This window comes from Dyella sp. (assembly GCF_036746095.1).
Taxonomy (GTDB): Bacteria; Pseudomonadota; Gammaproteobacteria; order Xanthomonadales; family Rhodanobacteraceae; genus Dyella_B.
The window spans coordinates 1-26,441 of record NZ_DAIOEU010000010.1 but is presented as its reverse complement, the minus strand read 5'-3'; the positions used below and the strand labels follow the sequence as shown (position 1 = coordinate 26,441).

22 protein-coding genes are annotated in these 26,441 nt (G+C 62.9%); 18 read left to right on the top strand and 4 right to left on the bottom strand.

Going from position 1 to position 26,441, the window contains the following annotated elements:
- Positions 1 to 7 precede the first annotated feature (7 nt).
- From V7M64_RS06720 to V7M64_RS06650, 15 genes are all read left to right on the top strand, one after another.
- On the top strand, positions 8 to 1,261 hold the full coding sequence (locus V7M64_RS06720; RefSeq protein ID WP_333677996.1) for an FtsX-like permease family protein: 1,254 nt from the start codon (positions 8 to 10) through the stop codon (positions 1,259 to 1,261).
- A 27-nt stretch (positions 1,262 to 1,288) separates the two neighbouring features.
- Positions 1,289 to 2,590: an ABC transporter permease gene (locus tag V7M64_RS06715; RefSeq protein WP_333677994.1), complete on the top strand. Its 1,302-nt coding sequence runs from the start codon at positions 1,289 to 1,291 to the stop codon at positions 2,588 to 2,590.
- A 9-nt stretch (positions 2,591 to 2,599) separates the two neighbouring features.
- Positions 2,600 to 3,808 carry an FtsX-like permease family protein gene (locus V7M64_RS06710; protein WP_333677992.1) on the top strand — a complete coding sequence of 403 codons (1,209 nt, stop codon included), beginning with the start codon at positions 2,600 to 2,602 and terminating at the stop codon, positions 3,806 to 3,808.
- Between the two features lie 12 nt (positions 3,809 to 3,820).
- The gene (locus V7M64_RS06705; protein WP_333677990.1) at positions 3,821 to 5,125 is read left to right on the top strand and encodes an ABC transporter permease; all 1,305 of its coding nucleotides are present in this window, start codon (positions 3,821 to 3,823) and stop codon (positions 5,123 to 5,125) included.
- A 1-nt stretch (position 5,126) separates the two neighbouring features.
- The gene (locus V7M64_RS06700) at positions 5,127 to 6,356 is read left to right on the top strand and encodes an FtsX-like permease family protein (protein ID WP_333677988.1); all 1,230 of its coding nucleotides are present in this window, start codon (positions 5,127 to 5,129) and stop codon (positions 6,354 to 6,356) included.
- A gap of 12 nt (positions 6,357 to 6,368) precedes the next feature.
- Positions 6,369 to 7,673, top strand: a complete 1,305-nt coding sequence (locus tag V7M64_RS06695) for an ABC transporter permease (RefSeq protein WP_333677986.1) — start codon at positions 6,369 to 6,371, stop codon at positions 7,671 to 7,673.
- A gap of 1 nt (position 7,674) precedes the next feature.
- A complete protein-coding gene (locus V7M64_RS06690; protein ID WP_333677984.1) occupies positions 7,675 to 8,910 on the top strand; it encodes an FtsX-like permease family protein in 1,236 nt (411 codons plus the stop codon).
- 29 nt (positions 8,911 to 8,939) lie between these two features.
- Positions 8,940 to 10,274 (top strand): ABC transporter permease, encoded by a 1,335-nt coding sequence (locus V7M64_RS06685; protein WP_333677982.1) that lies wholly within the window; start codon positions 8,940 to 8,942, stop codon positions 10,272 to 10,274.
- A gap of 12 nt (positions 10,275 to 10,286) precedes the next feature.
- Entirely contained in the window at positions 10,287 to 11,543 is a 1,257-nt protein-coding gene (locus V7M64_RS06680) for an FtsX-like permease family protein (protein WP_333677980.1), read from the top strand.
- Between the two features lie 49 nt (positions 11,544 to 11,592).
- Positions 11,593 to 12,372, top strand: a complete 780-nt coding sequence (locus V7M64_RS06675) for a hypothetical protein (protein WP_333677978.1) — start codon at positions 11,593 to 11,595, stop codon at positions 12,370 to 12,372.
- A 374-nt stretch (positions 12,373 to 12,746) separates the two neighbouring features.
- Positions 12,747 to 14,090 carry a sigma-54 dependent transcriptional regulator gene (locus V7M64_RS06670; protein WP_333677977.1) on the top strand — a complete coding sequence of 448 codons (1,344 nt, stop codon included), beginning with the start codon at positions 12,747 to 12,749 and terminating at the stop codon, positions 14,088 to 14,090.
- A 194-nt stretch (positions 14,091 to 14,284) separates the two neighbouring features.
- Complete coding sequence (locus tag V7M64_RS06665) at positions 14,285 to 15,652, top strand: ATP-binding protein (protein ID WP_333677976.1); 1,368 nt, start codon at positions 14,285 to 14,287, stop codon at positions 15,650 to 15,652.
- A gap of 84 nt (positions 15,653 to 15,736) precedes the next feature.
- A complete protein-coding gene (locus tag V7M64_RS06660; protein ID WP_333677975.1) occupies positions 15,737 to 16,693 on the top strand; it encodes an SPFH domain-containing protein in 957 nt (318 codons plus the stop codon).
- A 16-nt stretch (positions 16,694 to 16,709) separates the two neighbouring features.
- Positions 16,710 to 17,150, top strand: coding sequence for an NfeD family protein (locus V7M64_RS06655; protein ID WP_333677974.1), 441 nt, complete (start codon positions 16,710 to 16,712; stop codon positions 17,148 to 17,150).
- A 71-nt stretch (positions 17,151 to 17,221) separates the two neighbouring features.
- Positions 17,222 to 18,508, top strand: a complete 1,287-nt coding sequence (locus V7M64_RS06650; RefSeq protein WP_333677973.1) for a threonine/serine exporter family protein — start codon at positions 17,222 to 17,224, stop codon at positions 18,506 to 18,508.
- A gap of 123 nt (positions 18,509 to 18,631) precedes the next feature.
- Here the strand turns inward: V7M64_RS06650 and V7M64_RS06645 are convergent, their stop codons facing one another.
- The 3 genes from V7M64_RS06645 to V7M64_RS06635 form a co-directional block, all read right to left on the bottom strand.
- Positions 18,632 to 18,961, bottom strand: a complete 330-nt coding sequence (locus V7M64_RS06645) for an H-NS histone family protein (RefSeq protein WP_333677972.1) — start codon at positions 18,959 to 18,961, stop codon at positions 18,632 to 18,634.
- A gap of 279 nt (positions 18,962 to 19,240) precedes the next feature.
- Entirely contained in the window at positions 19,241 to 20,941 is a 1,701-nt protein-coding gene (locus V7M64_RS06640; RefSeq protein WP_333677971.1) for a proline--tRNA ligase, read from the bottom strand.
- A gap of 164 nt (positions 20,942 to 21,105) precedes the next feature.
- Entirely contained in the window at positions 21,106 to 21,543 is a 438-nt protein-coding gene (locus V7M64_RS06635; RefSeq protein ID WP_333677970.1) for a DUF4124 domain-containing protein, read from the bottom strand.
- A gap of 221 nt (positions 21,544 to 21,764) precedes the next feature.
- Here V7M64_RS06635 and pssA point away from each other — a divergent pair, with 221 nt between their 5' ends.
- The 3 genes from pssA to rimI are packed head-to-tail and all read left to right on the top strand — an operon-like array spanning position 21,765 to position 23,484.
- Positions 21,765 to 22,541, top strand: a complete 777-nt coding sequence (gene pssA / locus V7M64_RS06630) for a CDP-diacylglycerol--serine O-phosphatidyltransferase (RefSeq protein WP_333677969.1) — start codon at positions 21,765 to 21,767, stop codon at positions 22,539 to 22,541.
- The gene (locus tag V7M64_RS06625; RefSeq protein WP_333677968.1) at positions 22,538 to 23,017 is read left to right on the top strand and encodes a hypothetical protein; all 480 of its coding nucleotides are present in this window, start codon (positions 22,538 to 22,540) and stop codon (positions 23,015 to 23,017) included. Before pssA ends, V7M64_RS06625 begins: the two co-directional genes overlap by 4 nt.
- Positions 23,017 to 23,484 (top strand): ribosomal protein S18-alanine N-acetyltransferase, encoded by a 468-nt coding sequence (gene rimI, locus V7M64_RS06620; protein ID WP_333677967.1) that lies wholly within the window; start codon positions 23,017 to 23,019, stop codon positions 23,482 to 23,484. Before V7M64_RS06625 ends, rimI begins: the two co-directional genes overlap by 1 nt.
- A gap of 126 nt (positions 23,485 to 23,610) precedes the next feature.
- On the opposite strand, the gene V7M64_RS06615 is transcribed toward rimI, so the two are convergent.
- Positions 23,611 to 26,441, bottom strand: a 2,831-nt coding sequence (locus tag V7M64_RS06615; RefSeq protein ID WP_333677965.1) for a valine--tRNA ligase, incomplete at its 5' end; no start/stop codon positions are given.

Below are 26,441 nucleotides of genomic sequence, written 5' to 3'. Positions count from 1 at the left end.
CGCTGCCATGACCTTGCATCCCATGATCGCGGCATTGCGCAAGCACAAGGCGGGCGTGGTGCTGATCGCGTTGCAGATCGCCTTGACGCTCGCCATCGTCTGCAATGCGATCTTCATCATCTACGCGCGCATCCAGAACGTGCAGCGCCCGACCGGCATGGACGAGAGCAATCTCTTCATGGTCACCCAGCAATGGGTGGGCGCGCCGAGCGGCGACGATGCGGCCAGCATCCAGAAGTTGGACGCCATGCTGCGCGAGGATATCAATGCCCTGCGCGCGATGCCGGATGTTGAATCGGTCACGCCGATCAATTCCATGCCGCTGTTTCCATCCAGCTGGAATGGTGCGATGTCGCTGAAGCCCGGCGCGGAGCTGCGCGCAGGCAATGCGCGTACCACCTATTACTTCGGTGACGAGAGCCTGATGAAGACGTTGGGCCTGCATTTGATCGCCGGGCGCAACTTCACCGCCGGGGACGTGACCAACAAGGGCTTCCGTGATCCCAGCGAAGCGAATCTGGTGATCGTCACCAAGGCACTGGCGGACAAGTTGTACCCGCACGGCGATGCGGTGGGCAAAGTGGTTTATCTGGATGGCGCCAGCACGCCCAGCACGATCATCGGCGAGGTGGAGCGCTTGCAGGTGCCTTCCGTCAGCAGCTGGGCCAGCAGTTTCGTATGGAACTCCACCATCGAACCGGTGCGCCTGAACGCCAATTTCTCGCGCTATGCCGTGCGTACCAAGCCGGGGCGGCTCGATGCCGTCATGCGCGCGGTGCCGTCGAAGTTGTACGCGGTCAATCCGATGCGCGTGCTCGACGACGACAGCGTCAAGTCGTTCAAGGACATTCGTGCCGAAGCCTATCGCGCCGATATCGGCATGGCCGCCTTGATGGGCGTGATCTGCTTGATCCTGTTGGCCGTCACCGCCGCCGGCATCGTGGGGCTCACCAGCTTCTGGGTCGGGCAGCGCCATCGCCAGATCGGCGTACGCCGTGCACTGGGTGCGCGCAAGATCGACATCCTGCACTACTTCCAGTTGGAGAACCTGATGATCGCCGGCGGCGGCGCGCTGGTCGGCATTGCCTTGGCGGTGGGATTGAACCGGCTGCTGATGAGCAAGTTCGAGATGGACAGCATGCCGGTCTATTACGTGCTGGTTGGGCTGGCCGTCGTCGTGGTGCTGGGGCAGATCGCGGTGTTCGTGCCAGCACGGCGTGCGTCGAACGTGCCGCCGGTGGTGGCGACGCGCTCGGCATAACGCGACCTGGGCAGGGGAAAAAACGGGATGCTGGGCTACTACCTCGATCTGGCGCTGCACAGTTTCAGGCGCAACAAGGTGCTCACCGCTTTGATGGTGATCACCCTGGCGCTTGGCATCGGCGCGTCGATGACGACGTTGACCGTGCTGCGATTGCTGTCCGGCGATCCGCTGCCGCAAAAGAGCGGGCGGCTGTTTTACGTGCAGCTCGATCCGTACCCCAAGGATCGCCCGTTCTCCCGCAGCGACAAGCTGCCTTGGCTCACGAGCTACACCGATGCCATGAACCTGCTGCACGCACATCGGGCCGAGCGCCAGGCGGCGATGGCGATGACGCAGGTCAAGCTCACGCCCACGACGACGCAGCAGCATCCTTTCTTCGCCACCGGCGTGATGGCCACGGCCGATTTCTTCGCCATGTTCGAAGCGCCGTTCCAATATGGCGCCGGCTGGAGCGAAGCGGAGGCCGAAGGTCGCGCCAGGGTGGTGGTGATCGCCGACTTCCTGAACGATCAGCTGTTTGGCGGCGCCAACAGTGTCGGCCGCAGCTTGCGTATCAACGACCAGGATTTCCGCATTGTTGGCGTGCTCCGGCAGTGGGCACCGCAGCCGCGCTTCTATTCGCTGTATCTGGGTGGCCCCAACTACGGCAAGGGCGAGGCCGTGTTCCTGCCGTTGCAGTCGGCCAGGGCGGCGGGCATGGATCCGGTCAACCTGATGTCATACGGGACCGGCGACAAGCAGGTGCTGGAGAATTCGCCAAGCATCTGGTTGGGGTTGTGGGTGCAATTGCCGGATGCGGCGGCGGTCGCCGCGTACCGATCCTTTCTGGCCGGCTATGCGCAGCAACAGGTGGCGCTGGGGCGTTTCCAGCGCTCCCGCATCGGCTTGTCCGGCCTCATGCAATGGCTCGATAGCCAGCAAGTGGTTCCGGATAACGTGCGCATGCAGACCGGACTTGCCTTCAGTTTTCTGTTGATCTGCATGGTCAATACGGTTGGCTTGCTCTTGGCCAAATGCCTGCGCCGTTCCGGCGAAATTGGCGTGCGGCGTGCGCTGGGCGCGTCGCGCAAGGCGATCTTTGCGCAGTTCATGGCGGAGGCCGGCTTGATCGGCCTGGCCGGTGGTGCGCTGGGTTTGATCTTTGCGCTGTTCGGCTTGTGGTGCATCCGCCAGCAACCGGCCGAGTACGCGGAGCTGGCGCATTTGGACGTCCAAATGTTCTTGTGCACGTTTGCCGTGGCACTGATGGCAAGCCTCGTTGCCGGCATCCTGCCGGCCTGGCGCGCCTGTGCCGTGACGCCCGCCCCGCAGCTGAAGTCGGCTTGAGGACTGAGCATGGAAATCCGCCCCATTCTCGCCAGCCTGCACAAGCACCGCATCCCAGCCTTGCTCATCGTGCTGGAAATCGCGCTGGCGTGCGCGGTCTTGTGCAACGCCGTGTTCATGGTCACGCAATGCGTGATCGACGGCCGCGCGCCCAATGGCATCGATGAGCAAGGCATTTCGGTGATCCACATCGGCGGGCTGGATAGCCGTCTCGCCGCCGACAGCGTGTCGCGCGACCTGGCCGCTTTGCGTGCCGTGCCAGAGGTAAAAGCCGCGGCGGCCATCAACGACGTGCCCTTGGGGCCGCGTGCGAGGTTCAATGGCTTTACCAACAAGCCAAATGCAGAGAGCCAGGTCAACAGTTCGGTGTACCTCATCGGCAGAAACGCCGAGCAGGCGCTTGGACTGCGGCTGTTGCAGGGGCGCTATTTCACCGCCGGGGAATACGCGCAAGGCGAGCTGCTGCCCAACCAGCATTCGGCCAGCCATGTCGTGCTGGTCAACCAGAACGATGCCAGGCGCTGGTGGCCGGGGCAAAACGCGCTGGGCCAGCAAATCTACAGTGACGGCGACGCCTGGACGGTGGTGGGCGTGATCGCCGACGTGATCGCGCAGGATCCGGGCTTTGCCGGTGTCGCCGGCAAATATTCCGGCGTGTTCTTCCCGCAGCGCCCGAGCGCCGAATTGAACGATTACATCGTTCGCAGTGATCCGGCGGATCGCGATCGCGTGTTGCAGCAAGCCATGCAGACGCTCGGCAAACTTGAGCCAGGTGCCGTGCTGGATGGCAAGCCGTTCACCGACGTGCGCGCGGATTATTTCGCCGGCAGCCGCAACCTGGCCTGGATGCTGCTGCTGGTATGCGTGGTGATGCTGGCGGTGACGGCCTTGGGCATCGTCGGCCTTACCAGTTTCTGGGTGGGCCAGCGCCGCAAGCAGATCGGCATACGCCGCGCGGTCGGCGCGTCGTATGGACAGATACTTGCTTACTTCCAGACCGAAAACTTTCTGCTGAGCACCGCAGGTGTGCTGCTTGGCCTGATGCTGGCTTTCGCCATCAATATTTATCTCATGCGCCATTACGAAGTGGAGCGCATGCCTTGGTACTACCTGGGCGGCGGTGCTGCGGCGTTGTGGCTGCTCGGCCAGCTGGCCGTGCTGGGTCCCGCCTTGCGCGCCGCATCGGTGCCGCCGGTGGAAGCAACGCGAACTGTGTAGGAGGATCGAATCTTGTTTGGATACTACTTCGGCTTGGCAGTGCGCAGCCTCCAGCGCAACAAAGCGCTGACCGGCTTGATGGTGCTGGCGATCGCCATGGGCATCGGTGCGAGCATGACCACGCTGACGGTGATGCACGTACTTTCCGGCGATCCGCTGCCGGGTCACAGCGGATCGCTGTATTACCCGCAGGTCGATCCACGCGACAAGGACAACTATGGACCGAACGTGGAACCGCCCGACCAGCTCACCTGGATCGACGGCATGAATCTGCTGAGGGCGAAGCGTGCCACCCGGCAAGCGCTGATGACCGAGGGCATGGTGCCCGTGCAGCCCGCCCAGTCGGGCATCGCCCCATTCCATGCGACGGGGCTGTACACCACGGCAGATTTCTTTCCGATGTTCGACGTGCCTTTCCAGTTCGGCGGCGGCTGGTCTGCCGCGGAAGACGACGGCAAGGCGCGCGTTGCCATTATCAGTGCCAAGTTGAACGACAAGCTGTTTGGTGGCCAGAACAGCGTGGGCAAGGAACTGCGGTTGCAGAAGACGACATTCCGCATCGTCGGCGTGCTGGGCGACTGGCATCCCAATCCGCATTTCTATCAGCTCTACATGGGAAGTTATTCGGACAGCGAGGATGTCTTCGTGCCGTTGTCGACTTCGCGCGATCTGCACATCGAGCATGACGGCTCCACCGATTGCTGGGGCAACTCCGGCGGGGACGAGAAGAATCTGGAGCACATGACCTGCACGTGGCTGCAGTTCTGGGTGCAGCTGGACAGCCCGGCCGAGGTGGCGGCATACAGGATCTTCCTTGAGCACTACTCGCAGGAGCAGCATGCCATCGGCCGCTTTGCGCGGCCTCCCAACGTGCGGTTGCGCAACGTCATGCAGTGGCTGGATTACCAGCAAGTGGTGCCCAGCGACACGCGCCTGCAAACCTGGCTGGCGCTGGGCTTCCTGGTGGTCTGCCTGGTCAACACGGTGGGGTTGATGCTCGCCAAGTTCATGCGGCGCGCTGGCGAGCTGGGCGTGCGCCGTGCGCTTGGCGCATCGCAGCGCACATTGTTCGCGCAATTGCTGACGGAATCCGGGGTGATCGGCCTTGCCGGAGCCTCGGGCGGCCTGCTGCTGGCATGGCTGGGTTTATGGCTGGTACGCCAGCAACCGGCAGATTACGCCAGGCTCGCGCATATGGACGCCGCCATGCTGCTGGCCACGTTCGTGCTGGCGGTATGCGCGAGCCTGCTGGCTGGCTTGCTTCCCGCCTGGCGCGCTTGCCGCGTCGCCCCCGGCCTGCAGCTGAAGGCGAATTGACATGGACATCAAGCCGATCCTTTCCACCTTGCAGCGGCACAAGTTCACCGCCGCCCTGCTGATCCTGCAAATCGCCTTCACCTGCGCGATCGTCTGCAATGCGGTGTTCCTCATCGGCCAGCGCATCGAGCGGATGAACATGAGCTCGGGCATCGCCGAGCACGAACTGGTTTACGTGCAGATGGCCTATATCGGCGACCAGCCCGATGCCCTGCCTCGCACGGCGGCCGATCTGGCCGCCTTGCGCGAAGTGCCCGGCGCAACCTCCGTGGCCCTGGTCAACCATCTTCCGTTCGGTGCCGGCTCGTCGAACATGGGCATAAAACTGGACCCTTCCCAACAGAAGGATACGATCAACGTCGGGCAGTATTTTGGCGAGAACGTGTTGCCCACACTCGGTGTGCAATTGCTGGCGGGACGTGACTTCAGGCCCGAGGAATACCGCAGCCTCGACGACGTCTACGCGGGATTGCGCACCGGCGACCTGAGCAAGATACCCAAGCCGATCCTGGTGACCCGGGCGATGGCCGAGCGGCTCTGGCCCGGCCAGAATCCGCTTGGCAAGCAGGTCTATGCGGGGCAAAACATCCCGCTGACGGTGGTCGGCGTGGTGAAGCAACTGATACGGTCCAACCGCTTCGAGTCAGGTGCCGGCTACAGCGTGATGCATCCGCTGCACTTCGCGATGGATTCCGGTTCCTACTACGTGCTTCGTTGCGCGCCGCAGGACCGCGAGCGAGTGCTGAAGGCAGCCGTGGCCAGGCTGACTGCGCTCGATCCCGACCGCATCGTGTTGGAACAGGGCACTTACGATCAGCTGCGATACGACTATTTCCGCAACGATCGTGCGATGGCCGGCATGCTCATCGGCGTATCGCTGGCGCTGCTGGTGATTACCGCGCTGGGCATCGTCGGCCTCGCCAGCTTCTGGGTTGCGCAGCGCAATCGCAGTATCGGCGTGCGCCGGGCGCTGGGCGCAACGCGCAACAACATCCTGCGCTACTTCCAGACTGAGAACTTTCTGCTCACCACCTTCGGCATCGTGCTGGGCATGGTGCTGGCCTATGGCGTCAACCTGTTCCTTATCGTGCACTACGAATTGCCGCGTCTGCCGGCTGCGTATTTCCCGATTGGCGCGCTGTTGTTGTGGGGATTGGGGCAAGTGGCGGTGCTTGGGCCTGCCCTGCGTGCGGCAGCGGTGCCACCGGTGGTCGCAACGCGATCGGCCTGAAGGAGAGCGAGCATGTTTGGCTATTACCTGGATCTGGCGGTGCGCAGCCTGCGGCGAAACAAGATGCTGACCGGATTGATGGTGCTTGCCATCGCCCTGGGCATCGGTGCATGCATGACCACGCTGACCGTATTGCACGTGCTCTCCGGCGATCCGCTGCCAGGGCGCAGCGGATCGCTGTATTACCCGCAGCTCGATCCGCGCGACATGCAGGCCTACACGCCAGGTGTCGAACCGCCGGGGCAGTTGACCTGGATCGACGGCATGTACCTGCTGCATGCGAAACGCGCGACGCGCCAGGCGCTGATGACCGGCGGCATGGTGCCATTGCAGCCGGCGCAGGCGAGCATTGATCCATTCCATGCAAGCGCACGCTACACCACCGCCGATTTCTTCCCGATGTTCGGCGTGCCGTTCCAGTACGGCAATGGCTGGGGCGAGGCGGAAGATGACGCCAAGGCGCGCCTGGTGGTGATCAGCGCGGAACTCAATGACAAGCTGTTCGGCGGCCAGAACAGCGTGGGCAAGACGCTGCGCTTGCAGAAGGCGGATTTCCGCATCATCGGCGTGCTGGGCGACTGGCGGCCGAATCCGCACTTCTACGATCTGTACATGGGTACCTATGCCAATTACGAACAAGTCTATGTGCCGCTGTCGACCTCGCGCGATTTGCATATGGAGCACGATGGTTCCATGGACTGCTGGGGCGACGGCGGTGGCGACCAGGCGCATATGGAGCAATCGCCGTGCACGTGGCTGCAGTTCTGGGTGGAGCTGGATACACCCGCCAGCGTGGCGGCCTACCAGGGCTTTCTCGAACATTATTCGGATGACCAGCGTGCCGCCGGCCGCTTCGTGCGTCCGAACAACGTGCGGTTGCGCAACGTGATGCAGTGGCTGGACGTCAACCAGGTGGTGCCTAGCGACACGCGCCTGCAGGCATGGCTGGCGCTGGGTTTTCTGGTGGTCTGCCTGGTGAACACGGTGGGTTTGATGCTGGCCAAGTTCATGCGCCGGGCGGGCGAGCTTGGCGTACGCCGTGCCTTGGGTGCTTCGCGGCGCACGCTGTTCGGACAACTGCTGCTGGAATCGAGCGTGATCGGTTTTGCCGGCGGCGTGCTGGGTTTCCTGCTGGCCCTGCTTGGACTGTGGCTGATACGCCAGCAGCCGTCGGACTACGCCAAGCTCGCGCATATGGATGCGGCAATGTTGCTGGCGACGTTTGTGACTTCGGTGGCGGCAACCACGCTGGCAGGGCTGTTGCCTGCGTGGCGTGCGTGCCGCATTGCCCCCGCATTGCAATTGAAGGCGCAATGACATGGATATACGGCCGATATTGTTTACCCTGCGGCGGCACAAGCTCACGTGTTGCCTGCTGGTGCTGCAAATTGCCTTTACCTGCGCGATTGTCTGCAACACCATTTTCCTGATCAGCCAGCGCCTGAGCCGCATGGATATGCCCAGCGGCGTTGCCGAACAGGAACTGGTGTACCTGCAGCTGGCCAACATCGGCAATCGCGCGGATGCCAAGGCGCGCGCCACCGAGGACGTGGCCGCTTTGCAGTCGTTGGCCGGTGTGAAATCGGCCACGTTGATCAACGAACTGCCGTTCGACTACGGCTCCAACAACATGGATGTGCGGACCGATCCCGCGCAGCGCGTGGCCACGCTCAACGCCACCCAGTACTTCGGCGAGCACGTGGTGCGGACCCTTGGCGTACGGATCGTGGAGGGGCGCGACTTGCAGCCGGAGGAATACATGGACCTGTCGGAGGTGTTCTCGCTGCTGGCGCAGAAACAATACAGCAAGCTGCCGAGCGCAACGTTGATCACGCGCGCCATGGCCGAGCGCCTGTGGCCGGGGCAGGATCCGCTCGGCAAGCAATTCTACGTCGGGCAGGGCCTGCCGTTTACGGTGGTTGGCGTGATGGCCGACCTGATCCGGCCGGACCAGGGCCGGTTGAACCTGGGTGCGCAATACAGCACCGTGTGGCCGTTGCGCGTGACGCTGGACCAGAACGCTACCTTTGTCATCCGCTGCGCACCGCAGGATCGCGAACGCGTACTGCGCGCAGCGGTGGAAAAACTCAAGGCGCTCGATCCCGACCGCATCGTGCTGGACAAAGGCACGATGGAGCAGCACCGGCATGATTTCTTCCAGAACGACCGCGCGATGGCCGGCATCCTGGTAGGCATCTGCATTGCCTTGCTGATCGTGACCGCGCTGGGCATCGTCGGCCTCGCCAGTTTCTGGGTGGCGCAACGCAACCACAGCATCGGCGTGCGTCGCGCGCTGGGCGCGACGCGCGGCAACATCCTTCACTACTTCCAAACCGAAAACTTCCTGCTCACCACCATGGGCATCGCGCTGGGCATGGTGCTGGCCTACGGCATCAACCTGTTCCTGATCGTGCATTACGAACTGCCGCGTTTGCCGGCGCTGTACTTCCCCGCTGGCGCCATTCTGCTGTGGTGTCTGGGGCAGGCCGCCGTGCTGGGGCCGGCTTTACGCGCGGCAGCGGTGCCGCCGGTGGTGGCGACGCGGTCGGTGTGATGTTCAGGAAACCAGGAGGACGGCCGTACATGATGGGATACAGCATGGAATTGGCGTTGCGCGGGCTGCGGCGTTCTCCGAAGACCACGGCATTGGCCGTGCTGACCGTGGCGATTGGCTTAGCCGCGAGCATGACGACCCTGGCGCTGTTGCACATGCTTTCCGCCGATCCCTTGCCCGGGCGAAGCCAGCATCTGTATCTCGCATGGTTCGATGCGGTGCAGGCCAAGCCGCAGACGTACACCTCCCTCGATAACGATTGGGCCACCTATGACTACAAGCGCCTGAAGATGCCGGATGCCGAAGCGCTGCTGGCGGCGCATAGAGGATCGCTGCAAGCGGCCGTCGCCGATTTGGACGCGCCCGTGGAGGGCGATCGGGGCGAGCCATCCAATGAGCACTTGTTGGCCACGAGCAGCGATTTCATCCCGATGTTCGGCGTGGCGTTGCGCGACGGGCGCAGTTGGACCGCGGCAGAAGATGCTGCACGCGCGCCCGTCGCGGTGATGGATAGCGAACTGGCGCAAAAACTGTTCGGTACCACGAAGGCCATCGGACGAGTCGTGCAGATCAAACACCACGCCTTTCGCGTGATCGGCATCAGCCAGCCTTATTCACCGCAGCCGCATTTCTATGGTTTGAATGCCTGGGCTTTCAGCGGCAGCGATCGCGAAAGCATCCTCGTGCCTTTCGGGGCCGCCATCGATGCGGGGCTCGCCGCGTCCAGCACGGACAGTTGCGATGACGTAACGGAAAAAAGCAGGCAATACATTGCCGTTGATCCCGTGCATTGCGAATGGCTGGCCGCTTGGGTGCAGTTGAATACGACGCAGGATGTGGCGGCATACCGCAGCTTTCTGGAGCACTATGCCGAGCAGCAACAACATTCACTGGCCAGTTATGGCAAGAAGCCGCAATGGCAGCTGTTGAACGTGCAGCAATGGCTGACGCTGCAGAACGCGATACCGGATAACGTACGGCTCAACGTCTGGCTGGCCGGTTCGTTCCTGCTGCTGTGCATGGTGAATGTGGCCGGCTTGCTGGCGGCGAAGTTCATGCGTCGCGGTGCGGAAGTAGGCATTCGGCGCGCGTTGGGCGCGTCGCGTCGCGCGGTGATGCTGCATCACTTGCTGGAGGCCGGCATGGTTTGCCTGTTAGGTGGTTTCTTGGCGTGGCCGCTTACCCTGCTGGGGCTGAGCTTGTTGCGGATGCAGGATCAGGGTTTCACCGATCTGGCGCGGCTCGACGTGGCGATGTTCGCGGGACTCTTTGCGCTCGCCCTTGCTGTCGGCGTGCTGGTGGGGCTATTGCCATCATGGCGAGTCTCGCTGGTACAGCCCGGCTTGCAAGTCAAAAGCGCTTGAGGAGACATGCGCATGCATATCATCCTGGCTCCCTTGCGTCGGCATAGCCTGATGCCTGCACTGGTTCTGCTGCAGGTGGCGCTGGCGTGCGCCATTCTGTGCAACGTTTTTTTCCTGGCGTGGCAGCGCTTGCAGCCGATGCTGGCGCCGAGCGGCGTGGATGCCGACAACCTGATCCTGGTGGATAACCTGGCCGCGCAAGGGCGAACCTACACCGCGGCCGAATCCGTCGCTGGAGAAGAAGCGCTGCGCGCGGTACCCGGCGTGCGTGCCGCATCATCGGGCTTCGGCCTGCCGATGGTGAGCATCGCCTCGCTTATGGTGAACCTCAAGGGTGCGACGCATGCAGCGGTGAGCGTCAACGCGTTCTTCGGCAAAGGCCTGGTGCAGACACTGGGATTGCAGATGGTGGCAGGGCGGGATTTTCTGCCTGGCGAATATCGGCCATGGGGTTTGGGCGCCAGCAATGGCCCCGATTCGGATTGGGATACCGGCGTGACGCAGCCGATCATCATCACGCAGGCCCTGGCCGATAAACTGTTCGGCGCGGCGCCTGCCGTGGGGCAGTTGCTGCACGATCCGGATTCAACGGATAGGAGCGATCACGGCTACCAGGTGGTCGGTGTGGTCAAGCATTTGCTGCGCAACGAGATCGGATTGGCCACGGACGGGCGCGCGGACTACACCGTGTTGCTCGCCCGCAACATCGGCAATACAGCCATGTTGAGTTACGCCGTGCGCGTGAATCCGGCCATGCGCGACATCGCGTTGAAGGGAGTGAAAGACGCGATCAAGCGGCAATTCGGTGGTGTGGCCGCGGGCGGCGCGCGGGCACGCGTGGAAACCTACAACCAGAAGCGCGACAGCGCCTTCAAGAATTCCCGCGCGGCGTTGTGGCTGCTGCTGGGCATGGTGCTGGCGATCGTGATCGTCACCCTGGCCGGCATCATGGGTCTTACCGGTTTCTGGGTGCAGCGTCGTACGCGGCAGATCGGCATACGTCGCGCGCTTGGCGCACGTCGCGCACAAATACTGGGTTATTTCTTGACGGAAAACCTGCTGATCGTCAGTGCGGGCATCGTGCTCGGCATGGCGCTCGCCTATGCCGGCAACATCCTGCTCATGCATTACTACGAGCTGCCGCATTTGCCGTGGACCTATCTGCCGATAGGTGCGCTAGTGATGCTGGCGATCGGGCAGGTGGGCGTGTTGGCACCAGCCATGCGTGCCGCGGCAGTGCCGCCGGTGGTGGCGACGCGATCCGTATGAGCGATTCGATGTACCGTATTGACTCTTTCTTGCAGGAGCCCAATGGCAGATGAGCACGTGGCTTCGCTTTTCCCTGCTGGCGATTTGCGCGTCAGGCCTGCTTCCTTCATTGCCAGTGCGCGCGCATGGCGCACTCGGCGATGCGCGCCAGATGGTGATCGTCACCACCGCCGGCTGGAACAGCGTGAGCGGCACGCTGCAACGCTTCGAGCGTCACGATATCCACGCCAAGTGGAAAGCCATTGGCCAACCGTTTCCCATCGTGGTGGGAAAGGCCGGGCTGGCGTGGGGCAGCGGCGTGATCGGCAACCAGCAGCTGGGCGCCGATGCGGGCGACCCGATCAAGCACGAAGGGGATGGCAAGGCGCCGGCGGGTGTGTTCTCGCTGGGCACGGCGTTCGGGTACGAAGCGCAATTGCTGGCCGGTTCGCGCATGTCTTACGTACCGCTCACACCATCGGTCGAGTGCGTGGACGATGCAGGTTCGAAGTACTACAACCGCATCGTCGACCGCCAGAAGGTCCACGCGCCGGACTGGAACAGCTCCGAGCACATGTTGCGGGATGACGAGCTTTATCACTGGGGCGTCTACGTGAATCACAACACCAGCCCGACCCGGCCTGCTGGCGGCTCCTGCATTTTCCTGCATATCTGGCGCGGTGCGAGGCAGGGTACGGTAGGCTGTACCGCCATGCCCAAGGACGATGTCGTACAGCTGATCGAGTGGTTCGATCCGGCAAAGTCGCCGCTGCTGGTGCAGATGCCGCGCGATCAATACGACAAGGCACGCAAGCGTCTGGAAGACGCCAGACTGCCGGCCATCGACTGAGCATGAAGTACTCCGCCATCAGTCTTGATGTACGTAGGGATGCTCTGATCTATTCCACGTACCCGTCACCACACGGTATGCGCGCCTCGCTTCGCCCCGACGGTGAAGGCATACTGGTTGTATGTCGAGACGGCGGGGCGAAGCGAGGCGCGCATACCGTGTGGCCCAACACATTGAATACAAAGACGGGGTGACGTCCAGAAGCCCGCAGGGTGTGCCGCGCGGCGCCAGTCTTCCCTGCGCCACGCGACACGCCCTGCGGGCCTTCTGGACGTCATGCCGGGCACGTGGATAGACCAGAGCATCCCTAGGCCATTTGGCATGGCAACCTTTCCGGCAGGAGCGGCATCCATGCCTGCATGTGTAGACGACGAATGCGTACCGTACTGATCATCGATGACAACCCGGCCGTGGGCGAGGCGCTGTCGCTGCTGCTTTCGCTGCACGACGTGCGGCCGCTGGTGGCGCTCACGCCCGAGGATGGCCTGGCCACGCTGGCGCGCCAGTCCGTGGACGTAGTGATCCAGGACATGAATTTCACGGCCGACACCACCTCCGGCGAGGAGGGCGTGGCGCTGTTCCGCACGATCCGCCAGCGTCATGCGGATCTGCCGGTGATCCTGCTCACGGCGTGGACCCACCTGGAAACCGCGGTGGAGCTGGTGAAGGCCGGCGCGGCCGATTACCTGGCCAAACCGTGGGACGATGCCAAGCTGTTGACCACGGTGGAAAACCTGCTGGAGCTGTCGGAGTCCACGCGCGAGGTGAATCGCACGCGCATGGAGCGCCGCAAGCGTCGCGAAGACCTGCAGCGCCGCTATGAGCTCGACAGCCTGGTGTTCGCCTCCGAAGCGATGGCGCGCACGATCGACCTGGCCTGCCAGGTGGCGCGCTCGGAAGTGCCGGTGCTGATCACCGGCCCCAACGGCTCCGGCAAGGAGCGCATCGCGGCTATCGTGCATGCCAATTCGTCGGTGAAGAACGGGCCCTTCGTGGCGGTGAACTGCGGCGCGTTGCCGGGCGAGCTGATCGAGGCGGAACTGTTCGGCGCCGAAGCGGGCGCTTATACCGGCGCCAACAAGGCGCGCGAAGGGCGCTTCGAGCTGGCCGATGGTGGCACGCTGTTCCTGGATGAAATCGGCAACCTGCCATTGCCAGGGCAGGTGAAACTGCTGCGCGTGCTGGAAACGGGACAGTTCGAGCGGCTGGGTTCCGGCCGCACGCGCAAGGTAAAGGTACGCGTGTTGAGTGCGACCAATGCGGATCTGAAGGGCATGATTCGCACGGGCACGTTCCGCGAGGACCTGTATTACCGCCTCAACGTGATCGACGTGAACCTGCCGCCGCTGGCCGAGCGCATCGACGACATACTGCCATTGGCCGAGCATTTCCTGGCCGGCCGTGCGCAGCTCAACGAAGCGGCGCGCGAGGCATTGCTCACCTACGCATGGCCGGGCAACGTGCGTGAGCTGAAAAACGCCATTGAGCGTGCGGCCTTGCTGGCCGGTAGCGGACCGATCACGCCGGAACTGCTCAATCTGCCGCAGCAGGCGGGAGCCACCGCCGTGCGCAACCTGGACGAACCCACCCGCGAGGTGGTGGAGGCAGCGCTGCAGAAGGCGGACGGCGTGGTAAGCCGTGCAGCGCAGACGCTGGGCTTGTCGCGGCAGGCGTTGTATCGGCGCATGGAGCGGTATGGATTGATGACGCAGGCGTGACGCGTGAGGCGTCAGCAAACCAGGATGCTCATGGTCTTTGATGGTCGTCATTCCAGCGAAAGCAGGAATGACGGCCATGGAAGTTTGACTCACCTTCCAGCAGTGGCGCACATGGGCAGCAACGTGTAGAACAGCCGCAATCCACTGAGAGACTGAGCCATGCCAATGCATGCGCCTCCAACCAGGGCCATCCCATGCGCCGCCTGAGATCGCTGGAAGCCCGCCTCGCCTTCTTGCTGGCCCTGGCGGCATTGATGGGCGCGCTGGTCTATACCGGCGTCACGCAATGGCCCTTGCCGGCAACGCTGGCGTGGGTACGCAAAGAGCTGACGCTGCAAATTGCCACGCCTGACCGCACCGAAGCGATCATCATTTGCGTGGCGATCCTGGCGCCGCTGTCGTGGTGGTTCGCGCACATGGTGATGGTGCCGGTGAAGCGCCTGCTGCGTGCGCTGGAAGGTGCGGTGGCGAGCTATCGCGACGGCGATTTCAGTATTTCGCTGGCGCTCAACCGCCACGACGAACTGGGCGATCTCGTGCGCGTGCACAACCAGCTGGGGCAGACGCTGCGCGAACAACGGCAGAATCTGGCGCAACGCGAGCTGTTGCTGGATACCGTGGTGCAGAACACGCCGGTGGCCCTGGTGCTGACCGACGGCAGCGGCCGTGTCGCTTACGCCAACATCGCGGCCCGGCACCTGTTCAATGAAGGACGCAGCCTCAACGGCCTGCATTTTGGCACGCTGATCGCCGCCATGCCCGAAGCGCTGCGCAAGGCGACGGAAGGCACGGAAGATGCGCTGTTCAGCGTGGAAATGGAAGGCAGTGAAGAAACCTTCCATCTTTCGCAGCGTGCATTCCGCTTGCAGGGGCGGCCGCATCGCCTGCAATTGTTCCGCCGCATGACGCGCGAGCTCTCGCGGCAGGAAGTGGCGGCGTGGAAGCGCGTGATCCGCGTGGTGAGCCATGAATTGAACAACTCGCTGGCGCCGATTTCCTCGCTCGCACACTCCGGTGCCGAACTGGCGCGCCGCGGCGACGTGCAGCGCCTGCCGGGCGTGTTTGCCACCATCGGCGAGCGTGCGCGTCACCTGCATGGTTTTATCGACGGCTACGCGCGTTTTGCCAAGTTGCCGGCACCGCGTACGGCGTCGGTGGAGTGGAAGCCGTTTCTGGATGCGCTCGCCTTGCATTGCCGGTTTCAGCTGGCGAGCAGCGTGCCATCGCAATCGGGCTGGTTCGATCCGGTGCAGATCGAGCAGGTGCTGATCAATCTGGTGAAGAATGCGCATGAGTCGGGCAGCGCGCCGGAAGGCGTCACCTTGTCGCTCAACATGGTCGGCCATGAGCTGCGCATCGACGTGGCCGACCGCGGCCCCGGCATGAGCGAGGCGGTGCTGGCGCAGGCGCTGCTGCCGTTCTATTCCACCAAGCGTTCGGGTACAGGATTGGGCCTGGCGCTGGCGCGCGAGATCAGCGAGGCGCATGGCGGGCGAATCGCCCTGGCCAATCGCGAGGATGGCGGCTTGCGCGTGACGCTGTTGCTGCCGCAGCCAGCGTGATCCGTAAAAGCGCACGCGTCGGCGGGCGCCATTCTGTCCAGGGCACTGCCCTATACTCCTTCGAGTCGACAAGGAGGACATTTCATGGGCGGTATTTTTGCGTTGGTAGTGGTGGTAGTGGCGATCATCGTGCTGGCGAAGCTGGTGCGCATCGTGCCACAGGGATACGAATGGACAGTGGAACGTTTCGGGCGCTACACGCGCACGCTGACGCCGGGCCTGCATTTCCTGGTTCCCTTCATCTATGAGATCGGCCGCAAGATGAACATGATGGAGCAGGTGCTGGACGTGCCGAGCCAGGACGTGATCACCAAGGACAACGCCGTGGTGCGCGTGGACGGCGTGATGTTCTATCAAGTGCTGGATGCCGCCAAGGCGGCGTATGAAGTGGCCAATTTGGAGCAGGCCGCGCTGGCCTTGGTGATGACCAACATCCGCACCGTGCTCGGTTCGATGGACCTGGACGAATCGCTCAGCCAGCGCGATGCGATCAACGCAAAGCTGCTCACGGTGGTGGACGAAGCCACGCATCCGTGGGGCGTCAAGGTCAATCGCATCGAGATCAAGGACATCGCACCGCCGCGCGACCTGGTCGATTCGATGGCGCGCCAGATGAAAGCCGAACGCGAGAAGCGTGCGCAGATTCTGGAGGCGGAAGGCCTGCGTCAGTCGGCGATCCTGAAGGCCGATGGCGAGAAGCAATCGGCGATCCTGGCGGCAGACGGCAAGAAGGAAGCGGCATTCCGCGAAGCCGAGGCGCGTATCCGTTTGGCGCAAGCCGAAGCGGAAGCCACGAAGCTGGTCTCCGACGCCATCGCCGATGGCAATGTAAGCGCCTTGAACTACTTCGTCGCCAACAAATACGTGGAAGCGCTGAAGGAAATGGCCCACTCACCCAACCAGAAAATGCTGCTGTTGCCGGTGGAGGCCACGGGCATCATCGGTTCGCTGGCCGGCATTGCGGAGCTGGCGAAGGAGTCGTTGGGACAGCAACAGGAAAAACTGGCCGCCACGCGGCGCACGCCGCCAACGGCGGGCTGAGCGGAAGGGGACACTCATGACAGTTGCTGCGCATTACCTATGGTGGATCGTCGCGCTGGTGCTGATTGCCATCGAGGTGATCATGCCCGGCTATTTCATGCTGTGGATCGGCATGGGCGCCGCCGCCACCGGCCTGCTGGTGCTGCTGATGCCGGGCTTGTCGATGGTGGCCCAGGCGATCGTGTTCGTGGTGCTCGCGTTCGTGTCGTGCGCGGTTTATTGGTATGCCGTCCGGCCGGCGTTGCAGAAAGGCGAGCAGGGCGACGGACGGCTCAACCGGCGCGGGGAGCAGCTGATCGGCGGGCGCTATGTGCTGATCGAAGCCATTGCCAACGGGCGCGGCAAGGCCAAGGTGGGCGACGGCCAGTGGCTGGTCAACGGCCCCGATCTGCCGGCGGGAAGCACGGTGGAAGTGGTGGCGGTGGAAGGGACGACGTTGAAAGTAAGGCCAGCCTGATGTTTTTACTCCCTCTCCCCTTCGGGGAGAGGATGGGTGCCAAGCGCCACACTTACGGTAACAATGGCGCCATGCCCACATCCGCCATCCGATCGCCGTTGCCGTCTTTCGCCACCACGGCACTCAATACCCGTATCGCCTTTCTGGTGGAACTCGCCACTCGCCTGCATAAATACGGCGCCGCCTCGCCGCGCCTGGAAATGGCGATCAGTGGATCGGCGCAACGCATTGGCTTGCATGCGGATGTGTGGTCCAGCCCCACCGCCATCATCATTTCCTTCTCGGATCTGGCGCACGGCGATGAGGCGCGTCTTGCGCAGGTCACCCAAGTGATCCGCCTGACCCCCGGCGACGTGAACCTGGACAAGCTGTGCCGCGCCGACGAGATTGCCGATCGGGTGATCGACGGCGAATTGGACCTGCGCGAGGGCTTTCGCCTGTTGCGCGCACTGGAGCTGCCGGATACGCCGCGTCAGCAGGCCGGCGTGATCATCAGCTACGGCTTGTCCGCAGCGGCCATCGATGCGTTGTTCCTGCACAGCTCGTGGGTGGATCTTTGCGTCGCCGGTTTGGTGGGACTGATCATCGGCATGATCACCATCCTCTCGGCCACGCGCCCCCGCTTGCAGGTAGCCAGCGACGCGATCTGCGCGATGGTGGCGACCTTGGTGGCGATCGTCTTCAGTGCTTTCGTGGTGCCGTTGGCGATCAAGTCAGTGGTGCTGGCGGGTTTGATCGTACTGGTGCCGGGCATGTCGCTGACGACCGCGGTGCGTGAGATTTCCAGCCTGCACCTGGTGGCGGGCATGGCGCGCATGGGCGGGGCGATGTCGACGCTGCTCAAGCTCACCTTCGGCACGGTGGCGGCGACGCAAGTGTGCGCGGTGTTCGGTATCGAGCCGCGCGATTTCGCGTTGCCGGCGTTGCCGGAATGGATGGACTATCCGGCGCTGCTCGTGGCAGCCATTGCGTTTGCCATGCTGTTTCGTGCCGCGTGGCGTGACTGGCCGGCGGTGATCGTCGCGGTGATCGTGGGTTATCTGGCCACCAGGTTGGGCGGCGCGATTTCGCCGAATCTCAACGGTGCGCCGTTCGGTGTGTTTCTCGGCGGGCTGTTGTTGAGCGCCTTGGCGAATGTGTACGCGCGTTATGCCGGGCGTCCGGGGGCAGTGATCCGCGAACCGGGCATTTTGTTGCTGGTGCCGGGAAGCGTGGGTTTTCGCAGTGTTTCGTATTTGCTGGAGCGCAATGCGTCACTGGGTTTTGATTCGATGGTGCTGCTGGTGACGATTTTGATTTCGCTGGTGGCCGGGTTGATGTTTGGTGAATTGCTGATTGCGCCGCGACGGTCTTTGTAGCCGCATATTTCGCGGCATGCCTGGTGTCATTGCGCCTTCGCCGAATGACGAGTTCTACATCATGACGTGATAAAGAAAAACGCCGGCCATTGGCCGGCGCTTTCTTTGATCCATACAGGAAAATCAGATCGCCAGATCCTTTTCCTTCTTGCCGGCCTTGAGTGCGTCGTTGAACCAGCGCGGACGCTTGCCGCGACCCGACCAGGTCTGTTCCGGATCGGCCGGATTACGGTATTTCGGCGCCACCGTGCCGGTGCCGCGACGCTTGCCGCGCACCGCGACGCCACCGCCGAACACTTCATCAAAGCTGATGTCTTCGGCCTTCAGCAATGCGAATACCTTTTCACGCACGCGGGTGACTTTTTCTTTCTCGAGTTCCTGCTGGCGCGCCTGCGCCTTCTGGATCAGGTCATTGAGCTGGGTTTGGTTGAGGCTCTTGATATCAATCGCCATAAAATGGACTCCGGTAAAAGCAAATGAGCAGGATATGCCGGGCTATTGATTTAGAAGTAAATGCCCGATGCATTTTGATTCTCTCGCATTAAACGCGAAATTGTAAAGCGCATTCGTGTAGGAAAAAGGATTTTCCTGCGGATAATGTAGCTATCGATGGCGTGAAAAAAGTTGTATGGCCGTTTAGCGTAGTGGCAGCAACGTAACCAAAACCCCAATGGTCGTCATTTCCGCTTTCGCGCGAATGACGGCATGGTGAGGGAACGAAGTCCCTCACACTTATGCAGTCAGTATTTCAAACAATCCGTCGCGCGTAATCGCACTGCTTTCACTGGCCGTACGTGCACGATATTCCAGCGTGCCGGCAGCCAGGCCGCGCTCGCTCACCACCACGCGATGCGGAATGCCGATCAATTCCATATCCGCAAACATTGCACCGGGGCGCAGGCCGCGATCGTCCAGTACGGTTTCGATGCCGCGCGCGGACAGTTCGTCGTAGAGCGATTCGGCAGCGGCATTCACTTCCGGTGCGTTCTTGGGATTGATCACGCACACCGCCACGCGCCAGGGAGCCATTGGCTCCGGCCAGACAATGCCGGCATCATCGTGGCGTTGCTCGATCGCCGCGGCCACGATGCGGCTGACGCCGATGCCGTAGCAACCCATCAGCATCACCTGTTTCTTGCCTTGGTCGTCGAGCACGGTGGCGTTCAATGACTCGGCATATTTGCTGCCGAGCTGGAAGACATGGCCCACTTCGATGCCGCGTGCGATGTGCAGGGTACCGTGGCCATCCGGCGAAGGGTCGCCCGCCACGACCTGGCGCAGGTCTTCCACGCGCGTGATGCGCGCGTCGCGCTCCCAGTTCGCGCCGGTGTAGTGCGTGTCGTTGGCGTTGCCGCCGCATACGAAATCGGCCAGCACCGCCGCGCTGCGATCGACGATCACGGGAATGTTGTCGGGCAGGCCGATGGGGCCGATAAAGCCGGGACGTACACCGACACTGGCAAGTATTTGCTCGTCGGAGGCCAGCACGGATTCACCCGGCAGTTCGGGCAGCTTGCTGGCCTTCACTTCGTTGATCTCGTGATCGCCGCGCAGGCACAGCGCGACCAGGCCATCCTTGCCGCGCACCAGCAAGGTCTTCAACACGCGATCGGCGCTGATGCCGAAATGCTTGGTGACGTCCTCCACCGTGCGTACGCGCGGCGTGTCCACGCGCTGCAGCGTTGCGGAAGGCGCGGGGCGTGTGATGGCAGGCGCAACCGCTTCGGCTTTCTCGACGTTGGCGGCGTAATCGGAGGCATCGGAGTAGGCGAGCAGGTCTTCGCCTGATTCGGCCAGCACCTGGAATTCATGGCTGGCGCTGCCGCCGATGGCGCCGGTATCGGCCTGCACGGCGCGGAACGTCAAGCCAAGACGCGTGAAGATGCGTGCGTACGCCTGGTACATCACATCGTAGGTTTCGCCAAGCGATTCGGGCGTGAGGTGGAACGAGTACGCATCCTTCATCAGGAATTCGCGCGCACGCATCACCCCGAAGCGCGGACGGATCTCGTCACGGAACTTGGTCTGGATCTGGTAGAAGTTGACCGGCAACTGCTTGTAGCTCTTCAGCTCGTTGCGCGCGAAATCGGTGACGACTTCTTCATGCGTGGGGCCGTAGCAGAATTCCTGCTCCTTGCGGTCCTTGATCTTGAGCAGCTGGCCGCCGAATTTTTCCCAGCGGCCGGTTTCTTCCCACAGCTCGCGCGGCTGCACGGAAGGCATCAGCATTTCGATGGCGCCGGCGCGGTTCATTTCCTCGCGCACGACCGCTTCCACCTTGCGCAGCACGCGCAAACCCAGTGGCGACCAGGTGTAAAGGCCGGAGGCGAGCTTGCGGATCATCCCGGCGCGGATCATCAGCTGGTGGCTGGCGATCTCGGCGTCGGCAGGGACTTCCTTGACGGTGCCCAGGTGGAATTGGCTAAGGCGCATTGGGACGTGTCGGCTATCGGGATAAAGGATCGATTATAGCCGGCAGTTTGGTTATCTCGTGGCCGTCATTCCCGCGAAAGCGGGAATCCATTTGTGCTTCATTGGCCCAGAGCACGATGGATTCCCGCTTTCGCGGGAATGTCGGCCATGGGACGCGTTGCGCCTTACGTCCCGCAATACTGGTTGTACTGCGACTGGCTCGCGCCCAGCTGCTGCTTGCGCTGGTCCGCATTGAGCAACTGTTGTTGGCCGCCAGTACCCGTCATGACCACCGGGCCGCTGCCCTGCAAGGTGGCGATGTTCGCCTTCAGCGAGGCGCACAGCTTGGTACGGTTCTCTGGCGTGTCGGCCATGGTGCTCGGCTGTGGCGGGCTGCCGGTGTTTTGGCTGCTGCTGTTGCTGCTGGCTGGCGCCGCCGGCGTGTTGTCGGCGGCCGGCGCGGAGCTGCCGGTGTTGACGCTGACCTGGCTGTACTTGGTGCCGGTGGGCGGCGGCGATTCCGAGTAATGGGTGGTGCCATGGGCGTCGGTCCACTTGTAGACCTGGGCGCAGGCCAGGGGCGCAACCAGCAGCAGCGCCACGGCAATGGACAGTCGACGCATGAGCAGACTCCAAAAAAGGGAACGGTGGAAAACACGGCTAGTTAACAACCGGCGCGGTTGGGACTCAAGCGGGCGATGCGGCGGAGTATCGGGAACGTGCTGGCTCGCACGCTTGCGCCGGGCCTAGTGACGTTCCGATCCATTCCACGCAGCCTTCACCGCCCTGAAAGCGCCAGGCATCACCCTGCTAAACTGGCCCGCATTCCATCATGGACGGCTTCATGAGCGAGACGACACCATCGCGGGTGCCGCGGCATCGCGGGATTTACCTCCTGCCGAACCTGTTCACCACCGGCGCCATGTTCGCCGGCTTCTACGCCATTGTCGTAAGCATCGGCGGGCGCTACACGGACGCGGCCATTGCGGTGTTCGTGGCTGCCCTGCTGGACGGCATCGATGGCCGCGTGGCGCGCCTTACCCATACGCAGAGCGAGTTCGGCGTGCAGTACGACTCGCTTTCCGACCTGGTGAGCTTCGGCCTGGCGCCTTCGCTGGTGATGTACAACTGGTCGCTTTCCAGCCTGAAGGAATTCGGGCCGCTACCGGGCAAGATCGGCTGGGCGGCAGCCTTCATCTATGCCGTCTGCGCGGCCCTGCGCCTGGCGCGCTTCAATACCCAGGTCGGCGTGGCCGACAAGCGCTACTTTCAGGGCCTGCCCAGCCCTGCGGCGGCGGCAGTGTGCATGTCCTTCGTGTGGAGCATGGACAGCTGGGGCTACAGCGGCGCCGATCTCAACATGGGCATGCCCTTCATGGCGGTGATCGTGGGTCTGCTGATGGTGAGCCGCTTCCGCTATTACAGCTTCAAGTCCTTGCCGATGGGCGACAAGGTGCCGTTCCTGTGGATCCTGATCGCCGTGTTGATCCTGGTGCCATTCTTCGTCGATCCGCCGCGCGTGTTGCTGGCGGTGTTTTCGCTGTTCCTGCTGTCCGGGCCGGTGGTGACGGTGTGGGGCCTGGCCGCACGCCGCAAGCGTATGCGCCGTGGCGCGGTATGAACGCTGTCGTTGCCAGCCCGGTGCATCGAGCCCGCGTGCTGCGCGCGCTGGGCGTGGTGGCGTGGCAGCGGCGGGCCGTTGCTGAGGCGACCTCGGTAGCCTCGCCTGTCCAGGCGACCGAAGCTCGGCAGCTGCCGGCCGGTGTGGTGGTGGTATTGCCGCGCGGGTGCGCGGTGCGTGAGCTGGATCTGCTCGGGCGCGCGCTCTCGGCCTTCGGCCCCTTGCTGGCGCGCGCGCCACGCATCGAGGCCCTCGACGGCGAATCCATGCAGGTACCGCATGCGCCGGCCTATCTGGTCTTCGGCCAGGCCCAGGCGCATGCATTAGGGCGTGCGCTGCCGGCGCAGGTGATGCGCGATGCGCATATCGTGCTGGCCGATGCGCCCTCGGACATCCTCACCCAGGCCAGTGCCAAGCGGCGGCTGTGGCAGGCCTTGCGCACGCTGCGCCGCGCACTGGCGGCTGGGGCCCGGTGATGGTTGCCGTCGCGCGCCCCTCCTTGGAGATGCGCGCCATGCGGCGGGAAGACCTCTCGCGCGTGAGTGAGCTGGAGCATGCTTCCTATGCCTTTCCGTGGGGCCAGGGCATCTTCGGCGATTGCCTGAAGGCCGGGCATCCCTCGTGGGTGTTGTGCCTGGAAGGACGGATCATCGGCTACGGCATTCTTTCCGTGGGCGCGGGCGAGGCGCACGTGTTGAACGTATGCATCTCACCGGACCAGCGCGGGCAAGGCTTTGGCCGGCATCTGATGAAACGCCTGCTGGATATCGCGCGCTGGAATGGCGCCGAGCGGGTGTTCCTGGAAGTGCGGCCGTCCAATCCGAATGCACAGGCGCTGTATGTGTCGCTGGGCTTTCGCGAGATCGGGCGGCGTCCGCGCTATTACCCCGCGCATGATGGGCGCGAGGATGCGATCGTGATGGCGCTGGAGTTTTCGGCGTAGGCCGCCTATGTATGGCCGTCATTCCCGCGAAAGCGGGAATCCATTTGCTCTGATGCAAAAGCAAAAAATAGATTCCCGCTTTCGCGGGAATGACGGCCATCGGCGTTACGCGTTATCGATCGTGCATCAACCCAGCTTGCGCATCTGCTCGCGCAACGCACCCAGTTGCGTACTCCAATCGGCAATGCGCTGACGTTCCTGCGTCACCACCTCGGCCGGCGCATTCGCCACGAAGTTGGCATTGCCGAGTTTGGCTTCGCACTTCTTGATCTCGCTTTCGATCTTGGCGATTTCCTTGGCTAACCGTGTTTTTTCGGCGCTCAGATCGATCAATCCGGCAAGCGGGATCAGCACGCGCAACGCGCCGACCACGGCTGCCGCAGCGGCGGGTTCGTCGGCGCCGGCAGCAATCCATTGCGGCGCTTCCACGCGTGCGAGGAAACTGATCTGCGCGGCAAACTTGGCCGCGCGCGCGCGATCGCTGGCATCGCCGTCGGCCAGCAGCAGCGGGATGGTTTTGCCGGGTGCGATGTTCATTTCCGCGCGAATGCGGCGGATGCCGCTCAGCACGTTCTTGTACCACTCGATCTCGGCAGTGGCAGCGTCGTCCGCAGCGATCTCGCCGGCCCTCGGCCACGGACGCAGGAAGATGCTTTCGACGTGAATGCCGAGCTTCGGCGCTACTGTTTGCCAGATCTCCTCCGTAATGAACGGAATGATCGGGTGCAGCGCGCGCAGCACGGTTTCCAGCACCACCAGCAGCGTGTGGCGCGTCGATGCCGCGGCCGTCGCATCGTCACCATTCAAGGCGGGCTTGGACAGTTCCAGGAACCAGTCGCAGTACTCATTCCACACGAATTCGTACAGCGCCTGCGCGAGCAGGTCGAAGCGATAAGTGACGAAGTGCTGTTCGACCTCCACCAGCGTGTGCTTCAAGCGCGTGAGAATCCAGCGTTCCGCTTCGGTAACCGGCGCACCGGCCGGCGCAGGCAATTCACCGTCCGGCAGGTTCATCAGCACGAAGCGCGCCGCATTCCACAGCTTGTTGCAGAACGCCTTGTAGCCTTCCGCGCGCTTGATGTCGAAGTTGATCGTGCGGCTGTAGCTGGCCAGCGCCGCGAAAGTAAAACGCAACGCATCGGTGCCGATGGCGGGAATGCCTTGCGGGTAATCCTTGCGGATGCGCTTTTCGACCTTTTCACGCACCTGTGGAATCAGCAGCGACTTGGTGGATTTTTCCACCAGCGGTTCCAGTTCGATGCCGTCGATCAGGTCCAGTGGGTCCAGCGTGTTGCCCTTGGACTTGGACATCTTCTGGCCTTCCGCATCGCGCACGATCGCGTTGATGTACACCTCGCGGAACGGCACCTGCTTGGTGAAGTACAAGGTCGCCATCACCATGCGCGCGACCCAGAAGAAGATGATGTCGAAGCCGGTGACGAGCACAGCGCTGGGCAGGAAGAGCTTGTCTTGCTCCCAGTTGGCGACTACGTCGCCGTGTTCGTTCTTTACTTCGCCCTGGAACGGCCAGCCGAGTGTGGAGAATGGCCACAGCGCGGAGCTGAACCAGGTATCGAGCACATCTTCGTCCTGCTTCAACGCGCCAACGGGTTCGACGGACGCATGCTTGCGCGCATCGGCTTCGTTTTCGCCGACAAAGATATTGCCGGCTTCGTCGTACCACGCCGGAATGCGATGGCCCCACCACAACTGGCGGCTGATGCACCAGTCCTGGATGTTTTCCAGCCACTGCGTATAGGTGGTGGTCCAATTCTCCGGCACGAACTTGATCGCGCCCGAGCGCACGGCGTCGAGTGCGGGGTCGGTGATCGCTTTGCGGCCACCCGCACGGCCATCCTTTTGTGTGTCGCTGGTCAGATCGACGAACCACTGGTCGGTGAGCATCGGTTCGATGACGGCATCCGAGCGCTGGCTGATCGGTACCTGCAGTTTGTGTGGCTTGGTTTCGATCAGGAAACCATTGGCATCTAGATCGACCAAGATTTGCTTGCGTGCCTCGAAGCGATCCAATCCTTGATACTTCACTGGTATGAAGTCTGTAAGGAATGGGCTGTCGATAGTGATGAGGCGGTGCTTCGTGATTCGTGGTGCGACGCCGCTACCCCAAATTTTTTCTTCATCAGCACGACTGATGACTTTCGCATCCAGCGTAAGCATGGATTGAATGCCGATGTCGAGATGGCGTTCCATCACCGCGTAGTCGTTAAAGTCGTGCGCGGGGGTGATCTTTACGCAGCCTGTTCCGAACTCGCGATCCACGTACTCGTCTGCAATCACCGGAATCTTGCGGCCAGTGAGAGGCAGATCGACCATCTTGCCGATCAGATGCTGGTAACGCTCGTCCTCCGGATGCACTGCTACCGCAGCGTCAGCCAGCATGGTCTCTGGGCGGGTGGTGGCAACAACGAGGCTTTCGTTACTGCCACTAACCGGGTAGCGGATCGACCACATATGCCCATCGCGCTCGACGTTATTCACTTCCAGATCGGATACCGCCGTGCCCAGTACCGGGTCCCAGTTCACCAGACGGTTGCCGCGATAGATCAAGCCGGCGCGATACCAGTCCACGAACACCTTGCGCACCGCGGCGGACAAGCCTTCGTCCATGGTGAAGCGCTCGCGCGACCAGTCGGCGGCGACGCCGAGGCGACGCATCTGGTTGGTGATGGTGGACCCGGATTCCTCCTTCCACTGCCACACGCGCTCCACGAACGGTTCGCGGCCCAGGTCGTGACGGGTCTTGCTCTCTACCGCCAGCTGGTTCTCCACGATCTTCTGCGTGGCGATGCCCGCGTGGTCGGTGCCGACCTGCCACAGCGTGTTCATGCCGCGCATGCGCTGGTAGCGGATCAGCATGTCCATCACCGTCTGCTGGAACGCATGGCCCATGTGCAGGGTGCCGGTGACGTTCGGCGGCGGCAGCAGGATGCAGTACG